Origin of the sequence: Myceligenerans xiligouense, from assembly GCF_003814695.1 — a bacterium.
GTDB classification, from domain to species: Bacteria; Actinomycetota; Actinomycetes; order Actinomycetales; family Cellulomonadaceae; genus Myceligenerans; species Myceligenerans xiligouense.
The window spans coordinates 3,054,290-3,071,209 of the sequence record NZ_RKQZ01000001.1; the positions used below are offsets into that span (position 1 = coordinate 3,054,290).

At 71.8% G+C, this 16,920-nt stretch carries 16 protein-coding genes; all 16 read right to left on the reverse strand.

Going from position 1 to position 16,920, the window contains the following annotated elements; all coding sequences use genetic code 11:
- Positions 1-14: 14 nt before the first annotated feature.
- The 16 genes from EDD34_RS13285 to ftsW all read right to left on the reverse strand — a co-directional run bounded on the left by EDD34_RS13285 (position 15) and on the right by ftsW (position 16,915).
- Complete coding sequence (locus EDD34_RS13285; RefSeq protein ID WP_123815002.1) at positions 15-419, reverse strand: pyridoxamine 5'-phosphate oxidase family protein; 405 nt, start codon at positions 417-419, stop codon at positions 15-17.
- Complete coding sequence (locus tag EDD34_RS13290) at positions 416-1,099, reverse strand: NUDIX domain-containing protein (RefSeq protein WP_342774835.1); 684 nt, start codon at positions 1,097-1,099, stop codon at positions 416-418. The genes EDD34_RS13285 and EDD34_RS13290 overlap by 4 nt, the downstream gene beginning before the upstream one ends.
- Positions 1,096-4,662 carry a DNA polymerase III subunit alpha gene (gene dnaE, locus EDD34_RS13295; RefSeq protein WP_123815003.1) on the reverse strand — a complete coding sequence of 1,189 codons (3,567 nt, stop codon included), beginning with the start codon at positions 4,660-4,662 and terminating at the stop codon, positions 1,096-1,098. Before dnaE ends, EDD34_RS13290 begins: the two co-directional genes overlap by 4 nt.
- A 100-nt stretch (positions 4,663-4,762) precedes the next feature.
- Entirely contained in the window at positions 4,763-5,692 is a 930-nt protein-coding gene (locus EDD34_RS13300; protein WP_123815004.1) for an RluA family pseudouridine synthase, read from the reverse strand.
- The gene (locus tag EDD34_RS13305; protein ID WP_123815005.1) at positions 5,692-6,333 is read right to left on the reverse strand and encodes a signal peptidase II; all 642 of its coding nucleotides are present in this window, start codon (positions 6,331-6,333) and stop codon (positions 5,692-5,694) included. The genes EDD34_RS13300 and EDD34_RS13305 overlap by 1 nt, the downstream gene beginning before the upstream one ends.
- Before the next feature lie 208 nt (positions 6,334-6,541).
- Positions 6,542-6,916: a hypothetical protein gene (locus tag EDD34_RS13310; RefSeq protein WP_123815006.1), complete on the reverse strand. Its 375-nt coding sequence runs from the start codon at positions 6,914-6,916 to the stop codon at positions 6,542-6,544.
- A 268-nt stretch (positions 6,917-7,184) separates the two neighbouring features.
- Entirely contained in the window at positions 7,185-7,646 is a 462-nt protein-coding gene (locus EDD34_RS13315) for a TraR/DksA family transcriptional regulator (protein WP_123815007.1), read from the reverse strand.
- 216 nt (positions 7,647-7,862) lie between these two features.
- Positions 7,863-8,501, reverse strand: a complete 639-nt coding sequence (locus EDD34_RS13320; RefSeq protein WP_123815008.1) for a DivIVA domain-containing protein — start codon at positions 8,499-8,501, stop codon at positions 7,863-7,865.
- Positions 8,502-8,687: 186 nt separating this feature from the next.
- On the reverse strand, positions 8,688-8,987 hold the full coding sequence (locus tag EDD34_RS13325; RefSeq protein WP_123815009.1) for a YggT family protein: 300 nt from the start codon (positions 8,985-8,987) through the stop codon (positions 8,688-8,690).
- Between the two features lie 134 nt (positions 8,988-9,121).
- On the reverse strand, positions 9,122-9,595 hold the full coding sequence (locus EDD34_RS13330; protein WP_123815010.1) for a cell division protein SepF: 474 nt from the start codon (positions 9,593-9,595) through the stop codon (positions 9,122-9,124).
- Between the two features lie 237 nt (positions 9,596-9,832).
- Entirely contained in the window at positions 9,833-10,624 is a 792-nt protein-coding gene (gene pgeF / locus EDD34_RS13335; protein ID WP_123815011.1) for a peptidoglycan editing factor PgeF, read from the reverse strand.
- 40 nt (positions 10,625-10,664) lie between these two features.
- Positions 10,665-11,996 (reverse strand): cell division protein FtsZ, encoded by a 1,332-nt coding sequence (gene ftsZ / locus EDD34_RS13340; RefSeq protein WP_123815012.1) that lies wholly within the window; start codon positions 11,994-11,996, stop codon positions 10,665-10,667.
- A gap of 265 nt (positions 11,997-12,261) precedes the next feature.
- Positions 12,262-13,071 carry a cell division protein FtsQ/DivIB gene (locus tag EDD34_RS13345; RefSeq protein WP_123815013.1) on the reverse strand — a complete coding sequence of 270 codons (810 nt, stop codon included), beginning with the start codon at positions 13,069-13,071 and terminating at the stop codon, positions 12,262-12,264.
- Entirely contained in the window at positions 13,068-14,537 is a 1,470-nt protein-coding gene (gene murC / locus EDD34_RS13350; protein WP_342774836.1) for a UDP-N-acetylmuramate--L-alanine ligase, read from the reverse strand. Before murC ends, EDD34_RS13345 begins: the two co-directional genes overlap by 4 nt.
- Positions 14,534-15,664 carry an undecaprenyldiphospho-muramoylpentapeptide beta-N-acetylglucosaminyltransferase gene (gene murG / locus EDD34_RS13355; RefSeq protein WP_123815014.1) on the reverse strand — a complete coding sequence of 377 codons (1,131 nt, stop codon included), beginning with the start codon at positions 15,662-15,664 and terminating at the stop codon, positions 14,534-14,536. Before murG ends, murC begins: the two co-directional genes overlap by 4 nt.
- Before the next feature lie 15 nt (positions 15,665-15,679).
- On the reverse strand, positions 15,680-16,915 hold the full coding sequence (gene ftsW, locus EDD34_RS13360; RefSeq protein ID WP_123815015.1) for a putative lipid II flippase FtsW: 1,236 nt from the start codon (positions 16,913-16,915) through the stop codon (positions 15,680-15,682).
- Positions 16,916-16,920 lie beyond the last annotated feature (5 nt).

The following is a 16,920-nucleotide window of genomic DNA, read 5'->3' on the forward strand; positions in this document are numbered from 1 at the left end:
CCGACGCCGCGGGGTCAGGCCATGTATGTGCTGGCCATGACCTTGTCCGGGGTGAGGCGCAGCACGATGCGTTCCGGGTTCGGTGCCAGGGTGCGGTACCGCCGCGCGTAGCGCTCCACGGCGGACGCGATCTCGTCCGGGTCGTCGCTCACCTCGATCCGGCCCTCCAGAGTGATCCAGCGGCCGCCGTCGACCTGGCACACCGCTGCCCGCGGGGCCGCCTCGCCGGGCGGGTACCCGCGCGCGTTGCGTGCCTTGACCGACCCGCGGTTCGCGGTGATCCGCACGACGCCGGCGGCGGCGTCCCAGGTGAACGCGACCGGGACCACGTGCGGTGTGCCGTCCGCCCGCAGCGTGGTGAGCGTGGCCAGGTGCCGCTCGGTGACGAACACGAGCTGTTCGGGATTGAGGCGGATCATCCGGCACGCCCCGTCGCGTCGCCGAACCCGTACGTCATGAGGGGCGGCACGGCGGGGCCGCCTGCCTCGCGGGCGCGGAGCGCGTCCAGCACGACGGCTTCGTGCGGCACGAGGGAGACCGGCGGCTCGGCGAGCGGCACCCAGGCGAGATCCGCGGTCTTCTCCGGCTCGAGGATCCCCGGCGTGCCCTCCCAGCGGCTGGTCTCGAAGAAGAAGTCCACGCGCTGCTCGACCGCGGGCCCGCCGGGCTCGCCCCGGTGCAGCACGGTCAGCGGCCGCAGGTCCGCCGGATCCACCGTGACGCCCAGTTCCTCGGCGGCCTCCCGCACGGCCGCCTCGACGACGGACTCGCCCTCCTCGACGTGCCCCGCGGCGGCGCACGCCCAGAACCCGTCGCGGTAGCCGGTGTTCTGCCGCAGCTGGAGCAGCACCTCGGCGCAGCCGGGTGCGCCCGGTCCGGGAGGCAGGCCCCGGCGCCCGGTGCCGCCCGCCCACGGTTGGCGCGGCGCCTGGCGCCGCAGCAGCACGTACGCCGCGGGGACCAGGGCGAACCGCTCGTGATCGCGCTCGTCGTAACGATCGTTCGGCTCCGCCTCCTCGCCGGGCGTCCCTTCCCCGGTCGTCCCGGCCTCCCTGGTCATCCCGACCTCGTCCTCTCGCACCGTCACCGGATCGCTCATGACAGGCAGCTCTGCCCGAGCAGGGCCTTGAGGTCGCCGAACAGCGCCGGCGTCTTCTCGACGCGGAGCGAGTCCGCGGCCCGCACGACCGTCCGCTTGCCCGGCTCGTCCACGGCCACGTGCACCTCGGCGGAGCCGGGATGGTCGGCCAGCACCTCGCGCAGCCGCACCATCACGGGCTCGACCGCGCGTGTGTGCGGCACGGTCACGCCGAGCGGGGAGTCCGCGCCCACCGTGATGTCCGGCAGCGCGACCTCCATCGCCTGCAGCGAGACCTGGTCGTCGCGCTTGCGGACCTTGCCGCGCAGCACCACCACCTGGTCCTCCGCGAGCACCGTGGAGTAGGCGAGGTACGTCTCCCCGAAGAACATCACCTCGACCGCGCCCTCGAGATCCTCGAGGGTGACCGCCGCCCACGGGTTGCCGTTCTTGCTCATCTTGCGCTGCACGGACGTGAGCAGGCCCGCGACCGTGACCACGGAGTTCTCCGGCCGCTCGCCGTCGCCGAGCAGGGAGGCCACCGACGTGTCCGACGCCCGGGACAGCACGTGGTCCAGGCCGGACAGCGGATGGTCGCTGACGTACAGGCCCAGCATCTCCCGCTCGAAGGCGAGCTTCTGCTTCTTCTCCCAGTCGGGCAGGTCGGGCACCTCCACCGCGAAGCTCATCCCGCCGTCGTCCCCCGTGTCGCCGCCGCCCAGGTCCGCGAACAGGTCGAACTGGCCCTCCGCCTCCTTGCGCTTCACGCTGATCACCGAGTCGACCGCCTGCTCGTGCACCACGAGCAGCGAGCGCCGCGTGTGCCCGAGGGAGTCGAAGGCGCCGGCCTTGACGAGCGACTCGATGGTCCGCTTGTTGCAGACCACCGCGGGAACCTTGTCCAGGAAGTCGGTGAACGAGGTGTAGGCGCCGTGCTCCTCGCGGGCGGCCACGATCGCGTCCACCACGTTCTTGCCGACGTTCCGCACGCCCGTGAGGCCGAAGCGGATGTCGCCCCCGACGGCGGTGAACTTCACGGCGGAGTCGTTGACGTCCGGTGGGAGCACGGTGATACCCATGCGGCGGCACTCGTTGAGGTAGAGCGCCATCTTGTCCTTGTTGTCGCCCACGGACTGCAGGAGGGCGGCCATGTACTCGGCCGGGTAGTTCGCCTTGAGGAAGGCGGTCCAGTACGCGACGAGGCCGTAACCGGCGGAGTGCGCCTTGTTGAACGCGTACCCGGCGAACGGGACCAGCGTGTCCCAGACCGCCTTGATCGCCCCGTCGCTGTACCCCTTCTCCTTGGCGCCCTTCTCGAAGTTCACGAACTCCTTGGCCAGCACCTCGGGCTTCTTCTTGCCCATGGCGCGGCGGAGCAGGTCGGCTTGTCCGAGCGAGTAGCCGGCCATGATCTGGGCGGCGCGCTGCACCTGCTCCTGGTAGACGATCAGGCCGTAGGTCTCGTCGAGGATCTCCGCGAACGGCTCGACCACCTCCGGGTGGATCGCTTCGATCTTCTGCTGCCCGTTCTTGCGCAGGGCGTAGTTGATGTGCGAGTTCATGCCCATCGGCCCGGGCCGGTACAGGGCGATGACGGCGGAGACGTCCTCGAAGTTGTCGGGCCGCATCTGCCGCAGCAGGGCCCGCATCGCCCCGCCGTCGAGCTGGAACACGCCGAGCGTGTTGCCGCTGGCGAGCAGCTCGTAGGTGGGCTTGTCGTCGAGCGCGACGTGCTCGATGTCGACGGGGTCCTTGCCGTTCATCACGATGTTCTCGAGCGCGTCGTCGAGGATCGTCAGGTTGCGCAGCCCCAGGAAGTCCATCTTGATGAGGCCGAGGCCCTCGGACGTCGGGTAGTCGAACTGCGTGATGATCGCGCCGTCCTGGGGGCGCTTCATGATCGGGATGATGTCGATCAGCGGGTCGCTCGACATGATCACGCCGGCGGCGTGCACGCCCCACTGCCGCTTCAGTCCCTCGATGCCGCGGGCCAGCTCGACGACGCGCTGCGACTCCGGGTCGGTGTCGTGCAGCTGCCGGAACTCGGACGCCTCGGCGTACCGGTCGTGCTTGGGGTCGAAGATCCCCGACAGCGGGATGTCCTTGCCCATCACGGCGGGCGGCATCGCCTTGGTGAGCTTCTCCCCCATCGCGAAGGGGAACCCGAGCAGCCGCGCCGAGTCCTTGAGCGCCTGCTTGGCCTTGATGGTGCCGTAGGTGACGATCATCGCCACCCGGTCGTCGCCGTACTTCTCGGTGACGTACTGGATGGCCTCCCCGCGCCGGCGCTCGTCGAAGTCCACGTCGACATCGGGCATCGACACGCGCTCGGGGTTGAGGAACCGCTCGAAGATCAGGCCGTGCTCCAGCGGGTCGAGCTCGGTGATGCCCATGACGTAGGACACCATCGAGCCGGCAGCGGAGCCTCGACCCGGGCCCACGCGGATGCCCTGGTCCTTCGACCAGTTGATGAAGTCGGCGACCACGAGGAAGTACCCCGGGAAGCCCATCTGGACGATCACGTCGGTCTCGTACTCGGCCTGCTTGCGCACGGCGTCCGGGATGCCGGCCGGGTACCGGCGGTGCAGCCCCTTCTCGACCTCCTTGACGAACCACGAGATCTCGTCCTCCCCGTCGGGGACGGGGAAGCGGGGCATGTAGTTCGCGCTCGTGTCGAACGACACCTCGCACTGCTCGGCGATGAGCAGCGTGTTGTCGCACGCCTCGGGAACCTCGGAGAAGATCCGCCGCATCTGCGCGGCCGACTTCACGTAGTAGCCGGTCCCGTCGAACTTGAACCGGGTCGGGTCGTCCAGCGTGGACCCGGAGTTGATGGCGAGCAGGGCCTCCTGGCTGGTGGCGTCGTCCTCACCCACGTAGTGCAGGTCGTTCGTGGCCACCAGCGGCGCGCCGATGTGCTCGGCCAGCTCCAGGAGCTGCTTGGTCACCCGGGTCTCGATCTCGAGCCCGTGGTCCATCAGCTCGACGTAGTAGTTCTCCCGCCCGAAGATGTCCTGCAGCTCGCCGGCCTGCCGGACCGCCTCGTCCCACTGCCCGAGCCGCAGGCGCACCTGGACCTCGCCCGACGGGCAGCCCGTGGTCCCGATGAGCCCCTCGGAGTAGCGCTCCAGCAGGTCGCGGTCCATCCGGGGCCACTTGCCCATCTGGCCCTCGATCGAGGCCAGCGACGAGGCCCGGAACAGGTTGTGCATGCCGGTGTTGTTCTTGCTCAGCAGCGTCATGTGCGTGTACGCGCCGCGCGCCGACACGTCGTCGGACTCCTGGCCCGCCTCGCCGTACCGCACGCGCGTCTGGTCGAACCGGCTGGTGCCGGGCGTCACGTACGCCTCGACGCCGATGATCGGCTTGATGCCCTTCTTCTGCGCCTGCGCCCAGAACTCGTGCGCGCCGAACAGGTACCCGTGGTCGGTGGTCGCGACGGCGCTCTGACCCTGCCGCCCGACCTCGTCCATGAGGTCCCCGATCCGCGCCGCGCCGTCCAGCATGGAGAACTCCGTGTGGACGTGGAGATGGACGAAGTCCTCGCTCTTCGAGGCCGGGGAAGGGGCAGTCGCGGTGGGCATGGGCCGATCCTATGCGGGGCCACGGACAGTGACGAAGGACGACGCGCGGACTGCCCGCGGGCCACCTCTCAACACCACCACGACCTGCGAAATCACCGCCTCAGCGGTAGTCTCCGCCGACGACGTCGAGGGCCGCCGCGAGGTCCTCGGGATAGTCCGAGGCCACCTCCAGCCACTCCCCCGTCCCGGGATGGTCGAACCCGAGGCGCACCGCGTGCAGCCACTGCCGCGTGATACCGGCCCGCGTCGCCAGCACCGGGTCCGCCCCGTACGTCAGGTCCCCGACGAGCGGGTGCCGCAGCGCGGCGAAGTGCACCCGGATCTGGTGCGTCCGCCCCGTCTCCAGGTGGACCTCCACCAGTGACGCCGCCGGCAGCATCTCGAGCGTCTCGTAGTGCGTCACCGACGGCTTGCCGGCGGACGTGACCGCGAACTTCCAGTCCGCGCTCGGGTGCCGCCCGATCGGGGCGTCGATGGTGCCCGACGTCGGGTCCGGGTGACCCTGCGCGAGCGCGTGGTAGACCTTCTCCACCGTGCGCTCCTTGAACGCCCGCTTCAGCGCCGAGTACGCGCCCTCCGACTTCGCGACCACCATCAGGCCCGACGTGCCGACGTCGAGCCGGTGCACGATGCCCTGCCGTTCCGGCGCGCCCGAGGTGGAGATCCGGTAGCCGGCCGCGGCCAGCGCGCCGACCACGGTCGGCCCGTTCCATCCCGGTGACGGGTGGGCGGCCACGCCGACGGGCTTGTCGATCACGACGATGTCGTCGTCGTCGTGCACGATGTCCATGCCCTCGACGGGTTCCGCGACGACCTCGGCCGCCGGGCGCTCGTCGGGCACGTCGACCTCCAGGCTCGAACCGGCCAGGACCCGGTCGGACTTGCCGGCCTCGCGGCCGTCCAGCCGCACCGCGCCGGACGCGGCGAGCTCGGCCGCGCGGGTCCGGGAGAGGCCGAGCATCCGCGCGAGCGCCGCGTCGACCCGGTCGCCGTCGAGCCCGTCGGGAACGGGCAGGGTGCGCACCGGCATCAGGCGGACCCGGTGGCGCGGTCCGCGCCCCCGGACGACGGCGCGCCGTCCTCGTCCGGCACCGGCGCCGCGTGCCGGTCCTCGCCCTCGCGCCGGCCGTCGACCCCGATCCCCAGGAGGGACAGGACCGCGATCCAGACCGCCGCGACGACGATCGCGATGTCCGCCACGTTGCCCACGAAGAACCCGGCGTAGTCGATGAAGTCCACCACGTGCCCGCGGGCGAACCCGGGGTCCCGCAGCAGGCGGTCCACGAGGTTGCCGACGGCGCCGCCGAGGAGCAGGCCGAGCGACACGGCCCAGCCGCGCGAGCCGATCTTGCGCATCAGCCGCAGAATCGCGATCACCACGACCACCACGATGATCGTGAGGACCCAGGTCATCCCCGTGGCGATGGACAGCGCCGCCCCCGGGTTGTACACGAGGCGCAACTGGAGGAGCTCACCGATCATGGGGATCGGGTCCCCGCCCTCGACCAGCGCCGACTCCGCCCACCATTTGGTGAGCTGGTCGGCGACGAGGACGACGGCGGCGAGGACGCCGGTCCAGGTGACCAGGACACGGCTGCCGGACGGTGAGGGTGCGGCGGAGGCATCCGTCTCGCCGCCGGCAGCGGCGGAGGGTTCAGCGGGAGTAGACATCAGGCAAAGTCTCCCACGGGGCGACCGGTGGACGGGCCGGGTGCCCGACCGCCCGGGGAAGGCAGGACGGGCGCACGAAAACGGGTGAGGCTCTTTCCCGGAGTTCCGGGAAAGAGCCTCACCCGTCGCGGTGACGTCCGCTCACCCTGCGATGCGTGGGAGGATCCGCGGGCGATGCGCGGACCTCAGCCGCGGGCCACGCCCTTCGTCAGGAAACGGCCGACGAGTTGCAGGCCATGTACTCGGTCATGTTGCCCGTGCTGAACAGGTTCAGCGGGCCGTCCCAGTGCCACGGCAGGAGGCACACGTTGTTGAGCACGTTGACCGAGCCGTCGCCGCCGAGCTCCGCCTGCTCACCGTTGCAGGCGATGTACTCGGTCAGGTTGCCGGTGCTGTTGGCGTTGCCCGGCCCCTCCCAGTACCACGGCGCGACACAGACGTTGTTCAGCACGTTGAGGCTGCCGTCGCCCGCCCCGTCGGTCGTCACGACCGACGCGCCGGCGCCCGTCGCGGCAGCGCCGACCAGGCCCGCCGCCATCACCACGGCCGCGGCTGCGCGTCCTGCCGCACGGAATCCTCGCATCATTGTGTCTCCTCGAAATTAGCGTCGGATGAAAGAGATGAATCACCCGCGTGAATGACACGCGTGTGATTCATCTCGCCGAGCATCTTCCGAGAAATTCACCCTGTCAATCGGAACGCCGCGAGGGCCACCCGAGAAAGAAAACGACATTCTAGGATGGACCGGCCAGGCAATGCGCCAACAATGCCCACAACTCAGACATCACCACGTTGATATCGAAGGATATCGACTCGGCAGGAGGTCACTTCATCCGCCTCCTGCGAACCCCTTACCGACGTTCTTCGCGAGCCTTTGCCTCTACCGACAGCGTGGCCCGCGGGAACGCCTGGAGACGCGCCTTGCCGATGGGCAGGCCCGTGGCCTCGCAGACCCCGTAGGTGCCCGCCTCGATCCGCTCGAGCGCGTGCGTGGTCTGCTCCAGGAGATCGCGCATGTTGTTCACGAGCGTCAGCTCCTGCTCGCGCTCGAGCGCACTGGAGCCGTAGTCGGCCTGGTCGTCGCCCGCACCGTCACCCGAGTTGCGCAGGAGGTCACTGAGCTCGGCATCAGCCGCCCGCAGCTCGCCCTCCAGGCGCTCCTTGTCCTCGAGCAGGAGAGCGGCGAGCTCCTCGACCTCTCGCAACGTCCACGGGTCCTCGCCGTCACGCACCGGGAACTTCTTCACATCTTTGGCAAGGTTGGGAAACGACTGCTTCAGCGCGGTGCGCGTCGTCGTCGAAAGCTTGGTCATGGGATCCCCTTCACGGCCGCCCCGAGTCAAGTCCGAGTAGCGTAGGCACAACAAGCGGCCCGCACAACGGGACTCGCCGAACTGATGACGAAATCTCGCTGCACGGGCGCTGTCGGTGCCGCCGCGCGCCGGTGGCAATGAGGTCGTTCTCCGGGGCCGGCGCACGGCACCCTCGCGACCGCGGGGAAGGGCCGGCAGCCCTTCCGCCGCCCGGCCTCAGATACCTTGGGCCATCTCCGCGGGACGGCCCTGCTGCTGCCCCCCGCGTCCCTGCGGGAGCGCGGAGCCCCGGGCGTCGAGGTCGCCGAGCAGGTTCTGCAGGAAGCTCTTGAGGCGGGTCCGGTAGTCGCGCTCGAACAGACGCAGCTCGTCGATCTTGCGCTCCAGGAGCGAACGCTCCTGCTCGAGCTGAGACAGGGTGCGGTGGCTCGTCTCCTCCGCGTCGCGCACGATGCGGGCACCCTCGGCCTTCGCCTCGCTGATCAGGCGGTCACCCTCCTCCTGGCCGGAGCGCACGTAGTCGTCGTGCAGCTTCTGGGCCAGCTGGAGCATGCCCGTGGCGTTCTCCGGCTCCGGAGCGCCCTGCGGGCCCGCCATCGGCGCCGCGACGGGAGCCGCGGCCGGCGCGGGAGCGGCCGGGCGCTGCACGGCGCCCTCACCGCGCGAGAGCTCGGCGATACGCCGCTCGGCAGCCGCCAGCTTGGAGTGCAGCCCTTCGTTCTCCTCCTGGACGGACGTGAGGGTTCGCACGACCTCGTCGAGGAAGTCGTCGACCTCCTCGACGTCATACCCTTCACGAAACTTTGTTGCAGAGAACTTCTTGTTGAGGATGTCCTCAGCCGTGAGCAGTGCCATGCGTGTCACCTCAATGCCTTGAAGCCGGAATTTCCCGGCGGGCACCCGCGCTCACCGGTGATGGTGGCTGCCGGCACGTCCGCCGAGTTCCCACGTTAGCGGATTGTTACCGGACAGGGCACCAGGACCACCCCTGGTCACGAATTCATCACATGCTCATGGACGGCCTCATGACGAGGGTCACACTCAGGCCGCCGCAAATGCGAGGCTGCCGACGATCGATCTGGCAATAACCACCAGAAAGAAGAGCGCCATGAAAGCAAGGTCCAGCTGGACCGAGCCCAGTCGCAACGGCGGAATGATCCGCCGCAGCACCCGCAGGGGCGGGTCGGTCACCGTGTAGATCGCCTCGGCGATCACGAGGACGACGCCGGACGGCCTCCAGTCCCGGGCGAAGTACTGCACCCAGTCGAAGATCAGCCGGCCGATGAGGAGGAGCAGGAACGCGAACAACGCGAAGTCGATGATTCCCCAGAACAGAGCCACGGGACCAACCTACGCGACGTGCCCGGGAACGTGGAAACAGCGCGCCGGTCCGCCCCGCACGCAGCGAGCGCGCCGGGCATCGTCACGATGCCCGGCGCGCTCGGCCGGCCAGGAGAAGATCTCGCGGAGACGTGTCAGCTCTGGTTGTAGAACCCGCCCTTGCCCGTGACGGGCGGCTCGGGCACGTGCTCCTCGCCCGCGATCTCCACGTGCTCCGGCGACAGCAGGAACACCTTGTTGGTCACGCGGTCGATCGAGCCGTGCAGCCCGAAGATCAGGCCGGCCGAGAAGTCCACCAGGCGCTTGGCGTCGGCGTCGTCCATGTCGGTGAGGTTCATGATCACGGGCGTCCCCGAACGGAACGCCTCGCCGATCATTCGCGCGTCGTTGTACGAGCGCGGGTGCACGGTGGTGATCCGGCGCAGCTCGGACGTGGACAACGGGACGTCGCCCGGTGCTCCGTCCGGGTGCAGCGGCGTCACCTGGGCGTGTCGGTGGTCCTGCACGGTCTCCTCCACGTCCTCGTACTCGTCGTAGTACGCGTCCCGCTCGCCCTGCTCGTCGGCGAGGCCCAGATACAGCATGGTCTTTCGAAGCGCTCCGGCCATCGCTCTCTCCGTTCGTCGCCCTCTTGCGAGTTCTTCTCCGCCATCCGGTCTGCCTGCGTGAGACCGCACGAACCGTGCGGCTTGACAAAAGTAGCCTGGCGCGATCCGACACCGGAGTCCGACACGCCGTGCCGTGACCAACTTTGCCAAAGTTGTTCAGCACGTGCCCAATGAAATTACAAGCCTGTGCTTCCGCAGGTCATGAATCGAACGGTAGCCGGGGTGTCTGACACTCGGTCAGACCAGGGCGACGACGCCCGCCTGCCGGCCGGTGATCGTCCCGCGGGTCGTCGCGCGGCGGTGGGAGAAGAACGCCTCGTCCTCGAGCGTGCAGCGCCGGACATGCGTCACGGCCACACCGGCCGCGGACAACTGGGCCCCGACGCCCGCCGGCAGGTCGAGCGCCGGCGTGCCCCAGGCCGTCTCGGCGAAGGCACCGGGTACCGCTGCCGCGACCTCGTCCCGCAGCTCCTCGGGTACCTCGTAGCAGCGCCCGCACACCGCCGGGCCCACCGCGGCGCGCACCCGGTCCGGCCGGGCCCCGCGCTCCGCCATGGACTCCAGCGCGCGCAGCACCACGCCGGCGGCGGTGCCCTTGCGCCCCGCGTGCGCGACACCCACCACCCGCGCCGCGGGATCGGCGAGCAGCACGGGAACGCAGTCCGCGACCAGCACGCCCAGGCCCAGGTCGCGCTCGGCGGTCACGAGCGCGTCGCCGTCCCCGGCCGTGTCCGGTGGCGGGCCGGCGTGCCACCGGCTGTGCTCCCGGGAGCCGAGGGGGATCACCCGGTCGGAGTGCACCTGATGGGCGAACGCGACCGGGATGCCGCCCAGTGCCGCGCCGAGCCGGGCCCGGTTCGCCCGGACGCGGCCGGCGTCGTCGGACACGTTGAGCCCGAGATTGAGGCCGGGGCCCGACGGCGCCGCCCAGGGCGCCGGGGAAACACCCCCGGCGGCCGTGGTGAAGAAGGCGCGTACTCCCTCGCCGAGGTCGGCGGGGATCGCGTCGATGCCGGTGGCCGCTGTCATGGCGCGAGCCTACGGGGCCGTCCGGTTCACGCCGCCCGGATCACTTCAGGAAATCGGGCACATCGAGCTCGTCGACCGGCCGGCGCGACGCCTCGTCGAACAGCGGCGGCACCTCCACGCGCGCGCCGTTGCCCGGGGCGCCCTCGGCGTCCCGGCGGTCGAACGCGGGCGAGACCACCACCGCGGGCTCGTCGAGGCTCTCCGGCACGTCGTCCCCGCCGTCGTCGGTCACGACGCGCGGCAGCGCGGTCACCGCGGCGGGCGGGAAGGACACGGGACGGGCGTCGCCCGGGGGCGCCGGCACCGGGTCCGGCGCCCGGCGCGCGGCGTCCGACGAGACCGCCGGCACCTGAGCGGTGGCCGGGGCGGACGAGCGCCCGCCCGCCACCGTGCCGAGCGCACCGGAATCCTTGCGCTGCTGCGGGACGCCGCCGTCGAACCCGGCGGCGATGACGGTGACGCGCACCTCGTCGCCCAGGGCGTCGTCGATGACCGTGCCGAAGATGATGTTCGCCTCCGGGTGCGCGGCCTCCTGCACCAGGCGCGCGGCCTCGTGCACCTCGAACAGCCCGAGGTCGCTGCCGCCCTGGATCGAGAGCAGCACCCCGTGGGCGCCGTCGATCGAGGCCTCCAGGAGCGGCGAGGAGATCGCCAGCTCGGCGGCCTGGACGGCGCGGTCCTCACCACGGGCCGAGCCGATGCCCATCAGGGCCGACCCGGCGCCCTGCATCACGGACTTGACGTCGGCGAAGTCGAGGTTGATCAGGCCGGGCGTGGTGATGAGGTCGGTGATGCCCTGGACACCGGAGTGCAGTACCTGGTCGGCCGAGTGGAAGGCGGAGATCGCGGACACGTTGCGGTCCGACATCGACAGCAGCCGGTCGTTCGGGATGACGATCAGCGTGTCCACCTCGTCGCGGAGATTCTCGATGCCCTGATCGGCCTGGACGGCGCGGCGACGGCCCTCGAACGTGAACGGGCGGGTCACGACGCCGACGGTCAGCGCACCGAGCGACCGCGCGATGCGCGCCACCACGGGCGCTCCGCCGGTCCCCGTGCCGCCGCCCTCGCCCGCGGTGACGAAGACCATGTCCGCGCCACGCAGCACGTCCTCGATCTCCTCGGCGTGGTCCTCGGCCGCCTTCTTGCCGACCTCGGGGTCGGCCCCGGCGCCCAGGCCACGAGTGAGCTCGCGCCCGACGTCGAGCTTGACGTCGGCGTCCGACATGAGGAGCGCCTGCGCGTCGGTGTTGATCGCGATGAATTCGACACCCTTGAGGCCGACCTCGATCATGCGGTTGACGGCGTTCACACCACCGCCACCGATGCCGACCACCTTGATCACTGCCAGGTAGTTCTGCGGAGTTGCCACGTCGTCGCCTTTCGATCCGGGTCCTTGCGACCGCCCCCTGTCCCGCGAGAAAGTCTCAGGTTAAGGTAGAGGGTTAGTGTTATGTCACGTTGCTGCTGACTCCGACGGTATGTGCGTACCACTGCGGGTCCAAGAACATCGTCGCGCGTGTCGCGCCGTGATGCACGCTCGAATCACACTCCTGTGATTTCGCCGCGACGATCTCTCCCGCGCGTCCCGGCGCGCGTCCCGGCCCATGACGCGGCGCGCGACCGGGCGCGCGGACTCAGCGCGTGACCGGGAGGTCCGGGGACGAGACGTCGATGACGCGGGCGCCGGGCTCCGCCGTGCGCAGGGTGGTCACCACGCGCGCCTTCAGCTCCAGGCGATCGCCGCTGCCCCAGACCACGGCCGTGCCGTCGTCGAGCCGGGTGCGTACGTCGTCCTGCGTGTCGGCCGTGACGGACGCGACCTTGCCCGCGAGGCCCGGCGGCAGCGCCGCCATGACGTCCAGCGCGGCGAAGAGGGCAGCCCGCGAGCGGGGGTCGTCCGCGAGCGGCACGCTGACCACGGGCACGTTCCTCGCCGACGCGGCGGTCCCGACCCGCACGGCGTCCTCGTCGAGCAGCGCGTACCGCCCGCCGTCGGGCACGGCGACCACCGGCTCGCGCGAGGTGAGCTCGACCGTCAGCCCGCGCGGCCAGTCGCGCATGATCCGCACGTCCTTGACACCGCCCAGCCCCAGCACCCGCTCGCGCAGCGCGACCGTGTCGAGGCGGGGCAGCGGCACGCCCCGCTCCGGGAGGATCTCGCCGCGGACCTCGGCGACGTCGATCGTGGTGCCCTCCCCCGAGACCGTGACCTGCCCGGGGTCGAGCGCGAGCACCGGCGAGAAGAGGGCCAGCCAGCCCAGCGCCGCCACCACCGCGGCGCCGGCCGTCGCCCAGGCGGCGCGGCGCCAGAAGCGGGTGCGCGCCATGGCCCTGCGTTCCGCGTCGCGCTCGGCGAGCCGGTCGACCATGCTCACGGCGTCGGCGGGCGCGCCGGCCTCCGCCGGTGCCTGCCCCCGCCGCGCCGGGGTCGACGGCGGTCTCATCGGCGCGTGGTCCCCGTGGCTGCCAGTTCGCCGGCCGCCACGCGCTCGGCGAGCCGGTCCAGGATCCTGGGCCCGAGCGTGGTGACGTCGCCCGCCCCCACGGTGAGCACCAGGTCCCCCGGGCGGGCCAGATCCGCCACCTCGCGCGCGGCGTCGTGCATGTCGTCGACGGCGTGGGCCGTGACCGGCGACATGAGGGCGGTGATGGTGCGCGGGCCGACCGCCGGGTCCGGATCCTCCCGCGCCGCGTACACACCGGTGACGACGACCTCGTCCGCGAGCGAGAGAACCCGCGCGAAGTCGGTGGCGAAGTCCCGGGTACGCGAGTACAGGTGCGGCTGGAACAGCACCAGCACCCGGCCGGGCGCGGCCACCGTCCGGGCCGCCTCCAGGAGCGCCGCCACCTTGGTGGGATGGTGCGCGTAGTCGTCCACGACGCGCACCCCTCCGGCGGCGCCCCGGGGCTCGAACCGCCGGCCGGTGCCGACGAACGCCCTGGCGGCGGTGACGGCATCGACCGGGGGGACGCCCAGCAGCACGGCGGCCGCCACCGCCGCCGTGGCGTTCAGCACGTTGTGCCGGCCCGGCACGGCCAGCCGCAGCGGGAGCGGCTCCGGTCCGAGCAGCGGGCCGTGGAGCGTCGCGGTGGCACCGTCCGCACCGGCGACCAGGTCGGCGATCCGCACGTCGGCGTCGCCGGACTCGCCGTAGGTGACGACCCGGCCGCCGGTCGCGGCGATCTCCCCCGCGACGGCCCGCGAGCCGTCGTCGTCGGCGCACGCGACGAGCGTCCCGCCGGGCACCAGACGCCCGGCGAAGTCGACGAACGCCGCGTGGATGGCCTCCGCCGTGCCCCAGTGGTCCAGGTGGTCCGGCTCCACGTTCGTCACGACCGAGACGACGGGCTCGTAGTTGAGGAACGAGCCGTCGGACTCGTCGGCCTCGGCCACCAGGATGTCCGACGAGCCCAGGTGCCCGCCGGGCGTCTCGCCGTCGGCCGTGCGGACCGTGCTGCCGATCGCGTACGACGGGTCGGCCCCGGCCTCGCGCAGCACCGCGGCGAGCATGGCCGACGTGGTGGTCTTGCCGGCCGCGCCGGCCACGGCCACGCCACGGCCGCCCGCCATCAGGGCCGCGAGCGCCTCCGACCGGTGCAGCACGCGCAGCCCGGCCGCGCGGGCGGCCGCGAGCTCGGGGTTGGTCTCGCGCACGGCGCTGGAGACGACGACGGTGTCGGCCGGGCCGGTGCCGTCGTCGTCCCCGCCGCCGGTGACGTGTGCCGCGTCGTGTCCCACCCAGACCGGGACGCCGGCCGCGCGCAGCCGGGCGACGGCGGCGGACTCCACGCCGTCGGATCCCCGCACCGGCACGCCCCGGGCGTGCAGCAGGTGGGCGATGACGGACATGCCGGCGCCGCCGATGCCGATCATGTGCACCCGGCCGAGGTCGGCGACGGCGTGGGTCACGCGATCGCCTCCGCGACGAGGTCGACGACGCGGGAGGCGCCGTCGCGGATGCCGGCGGTCGCGGCGCCCTTGGCCATGACCCCCAGCCGCTCGCGGTCGCCGAGGAGGGCGGGGATGGTGCCCGCGACCCAGTCGGTGGTCAGGTCGGCGTCGTCGACGAGCAGCCCGCCGCCGGCCTGGACGACGGGGGCGGCGTTGAGCCGCTGCTCGCCGTTGCCGATGGGCAGGGGGACGTACACGGCGGGGATGCCGAGGGCGGCCAGCTCGCTGACGGTGCCGGCGCCCGCGCGGCACACGACGAGGTCGGCGACGGCGAGGGCGAGGTGCATCTCGGCGAGGTAGTCACGCACCTGGTAGCGGGCGGCGGCCTCGGCGGGCAGGGCGGCGGCGATCTCGCGGACCGGGCCGTCCTTCTCCTTGCCGGTCAGGTGCAGCACCTGGGCGCCGGTGGCGGTCAGGGCCCCGGCGGCGCCCCCGACGGCGCGGTTGAGGTTGAGGGCGCCGAGGGAGCCGCCCGTGACGACCAGGGTGGGCCGGGCCGGGTCGAGGCCGAGGGCGGCGGCCGCCCGGGCGCGCGTCCCGGCGGTGTCGGCGGCACGCTCGTCGACGAGGCGGGCGATCTCGGCACGCAGCGGCAGGCCGGTCAGGATCCCTCCCTTGAGAGCGGTGCCGGGGAACGTCAGGCCGACCCGCGCGGCCCAGCGGGAGCCGAGCTTGTTGGCGAGGCCGGGCCGGGCGTTCTGCTCGTGGATGACGACGGGGATGTCCTTGCGCCGGGCGGCGAGATAGGCCGGGGTGGACACGTAGCCGCCGAATCCGACGACGGCCTGCGCGCCGATCTCGTCGATGGCGGCCTCCGCGGCGTGCACGGCCTCACGCAGCCGGCCGGGGAGCGCGAACAGGTCCGCCGACGGCTTGCGGGGCAGCGGCACGCGGGGGACGTGCCGGAGCTCGTAGCCGCGGGACGGGACCAGGTCGGCCTCCAGGCCGGTCGCGGTCCCCAGGGCGAGCACCCGGGCCTCGGGGTCACGGCGGCGGATCTCGTCCGCCACCGCGAGCAGGGGGTTCACATGTCCCGCGGTCCCGCCTCCGGCGAGCACCACCGACCGGACGTTTTTCTGGGTCAACTCAGTTCCACCTCGTCATCGTTTCCTTCTCGTCGCCGTGCCGAGCACGGCCAGCGACCTGCGGATGACGCTACCGCGTGCGGCGAGCGCCTCCGAAGCCCCGGGCTCGGTCCGCGCGAACGAGATCAGCATCCCGAGCGCCCCCATCGTCGTGATGAGCGCGGACCCGCCCGCCGACACCAGGGGCAGCGGCACGCCGATCACCGGCAGCAGGCCGATCACCACCCCGATGTTCACCAGTCCCTGCCCCACGATCCAGCACGCCACGGCCGCCGTCGTGACCTTGACGAACGGGTCGGGGTGCCGCCGCACGATGCGGCTCGTCGCGAGCCCGAGGACCGCGAAGAGACCCAGCACGAGCAGTGTGCCGAGCAGGCCCAGCTCCTCGCCGATCACGGCGAAGATGAAGTCGTTGTGCGCCTCGGGCAGGTAGGACCACTTCTCCCGGCTCGCGCCCAGCCCCACGCCCCACAGCCCGCCGGTACCCAGGCCGAACAGCCCGTGCAGCGACTGGTAGCACTCGCTCGTCACGTCGCAGTCGGCCCCGTAGGTGGCCAGGATGCGCTGCAGCCGGTCCTGGCTCTCCTGCAGCACCACGAACACGTAGCCGACGGCCACGGCGACGACGGCGCCCAGCGCGAGCAGCCCCGCCGGGACGCCGGCGACGACGAACGCGCCGGCGACGAGCAGCCCGATGACGATCGCCGTGCCGAGGTCGCCGCCGGCCAGGACCAGCCCGAGCACGACGACGGCGCCCGGCACGGCGGGCATGATCGCGTGCGACCAGGTGCCCAGGAGCGCATGCTTGCGCCCGAGGACCGTGCCGAGCCAGAGCGCGAGGGCGAGCTTGGCGAGCTCGGACGGCTGGAAGCTCACGGGCCCGAGGACGAGCCAGTTCTGCTGGCCGTTGCGGATCTCGCCGAGGAAGATCACGAGGAGCAGGAGCACGACCGCGGCCAGCAGGGCGGGCAGCGCGAGGCGCTTGTACCAGCGGATGGGCACGCGCGTCGCGGCGAACATCACCGGCAGGCCCATGAGCGCGTACTGCGCCTGGGTGACGAAGTCCCGGTACGGGGAGTCGCCGTCGGCGATCGACGTGACCGCGGAGCTGGAAAGCACCATGACGAGCCCGATGACGGTGAGCAGGCCGGTGGCGCCGACGAGCAGGAAGTAGCTGGTCACGGCGTTGTTCCACTGGCCCAGCCACTCGCGCTCGCCACGCGCGGGCCCGGCGGACGAGGTCGTCGCCATGCTCC

Coding starts and splice junctions, on each gene's coding strand:
- EDD34_RS13285 (WP_123815002.1), bottom strand. CDS start 419: ATGATCCGCCTCAATCCCGAACAGCTCGTGTTCGTCACCGAGCGGCAC.
- EDD34_RS13290 (WP_342774835.1), bottom strand. CDS start 1,099: ATGAGCGATCCGGTGACGGTGCGAGAGGACGAGGTCGGGATGACCAGG.
- dnaE (WP_123815003.1), bottom strand. CDS start 4,662: ATGCCCACCGCGACTGCCCCTTCCCCGGCCTCGAAGAGCGAGGACTTC.
- EDD34_RS13300 (WP_123815004.1), bottom strand. CDS start 5,692: ATGCCGGTGCGCACCCTGCCCGTTCCCGACGGGCTCGACGGCGACCGG.
- EDD34_RS13305 (WP_123815005.1), bottom strand. CDS start 6,333: ATGTCTACTCCCGCTGAACCCTCCGCCGCTGCCGGCGGCGAGACGGAT.
- EDD34_RS13310 (WP_123815006.1), bottom strand. CDS start 6,916: ATGCGAGGATTCCGTGCGGCAGGACGCGCAGCCGCGGCCGTGGTGATG.
- EDD34_RS13315 (WP_123815007.1), bottom strand. CDS start 7,646: ATGACCAAGCTTTCGACGACGACGCGCACCGCGCTGAAGCAGTCGTTT.
- EDD34_RS13320 (WP_123815008.1), bottom strand. CDS start 8,501: ATGGCACTGCTCACGGCTGAGGACATCCTCAACAAGAAGTTCTCTGCA.
- EDD34_RS13330 (WP_123815010.1), bottom strand. CDS start 9,595: ATGGCCGGAGCGCTTCGAAAGACCATGCTGTATCTGGGCCTCGCCGAC.
- pgeF (WP_123815011.1), bottom strand. CDS start 10,624: ATGACAGCGGCCACCGGCATCGACGCGATCCCCGCCGACCTCGGCGAG.
- EDD34_RS13345 (WP_123815013.1), bottom strand. CDS start 13,071: ATGAGACCGCCGTCGACCCCGGCGCGGCGGGGGCAGGCACCGGCGGAG.
- ftsW (WP_123815015.1), bottom strand. CDS start 16,915: ATGGCGACGACCTCGTCCGCCGGGCCCGCGCGTGGCGAGCGCGAGTGG.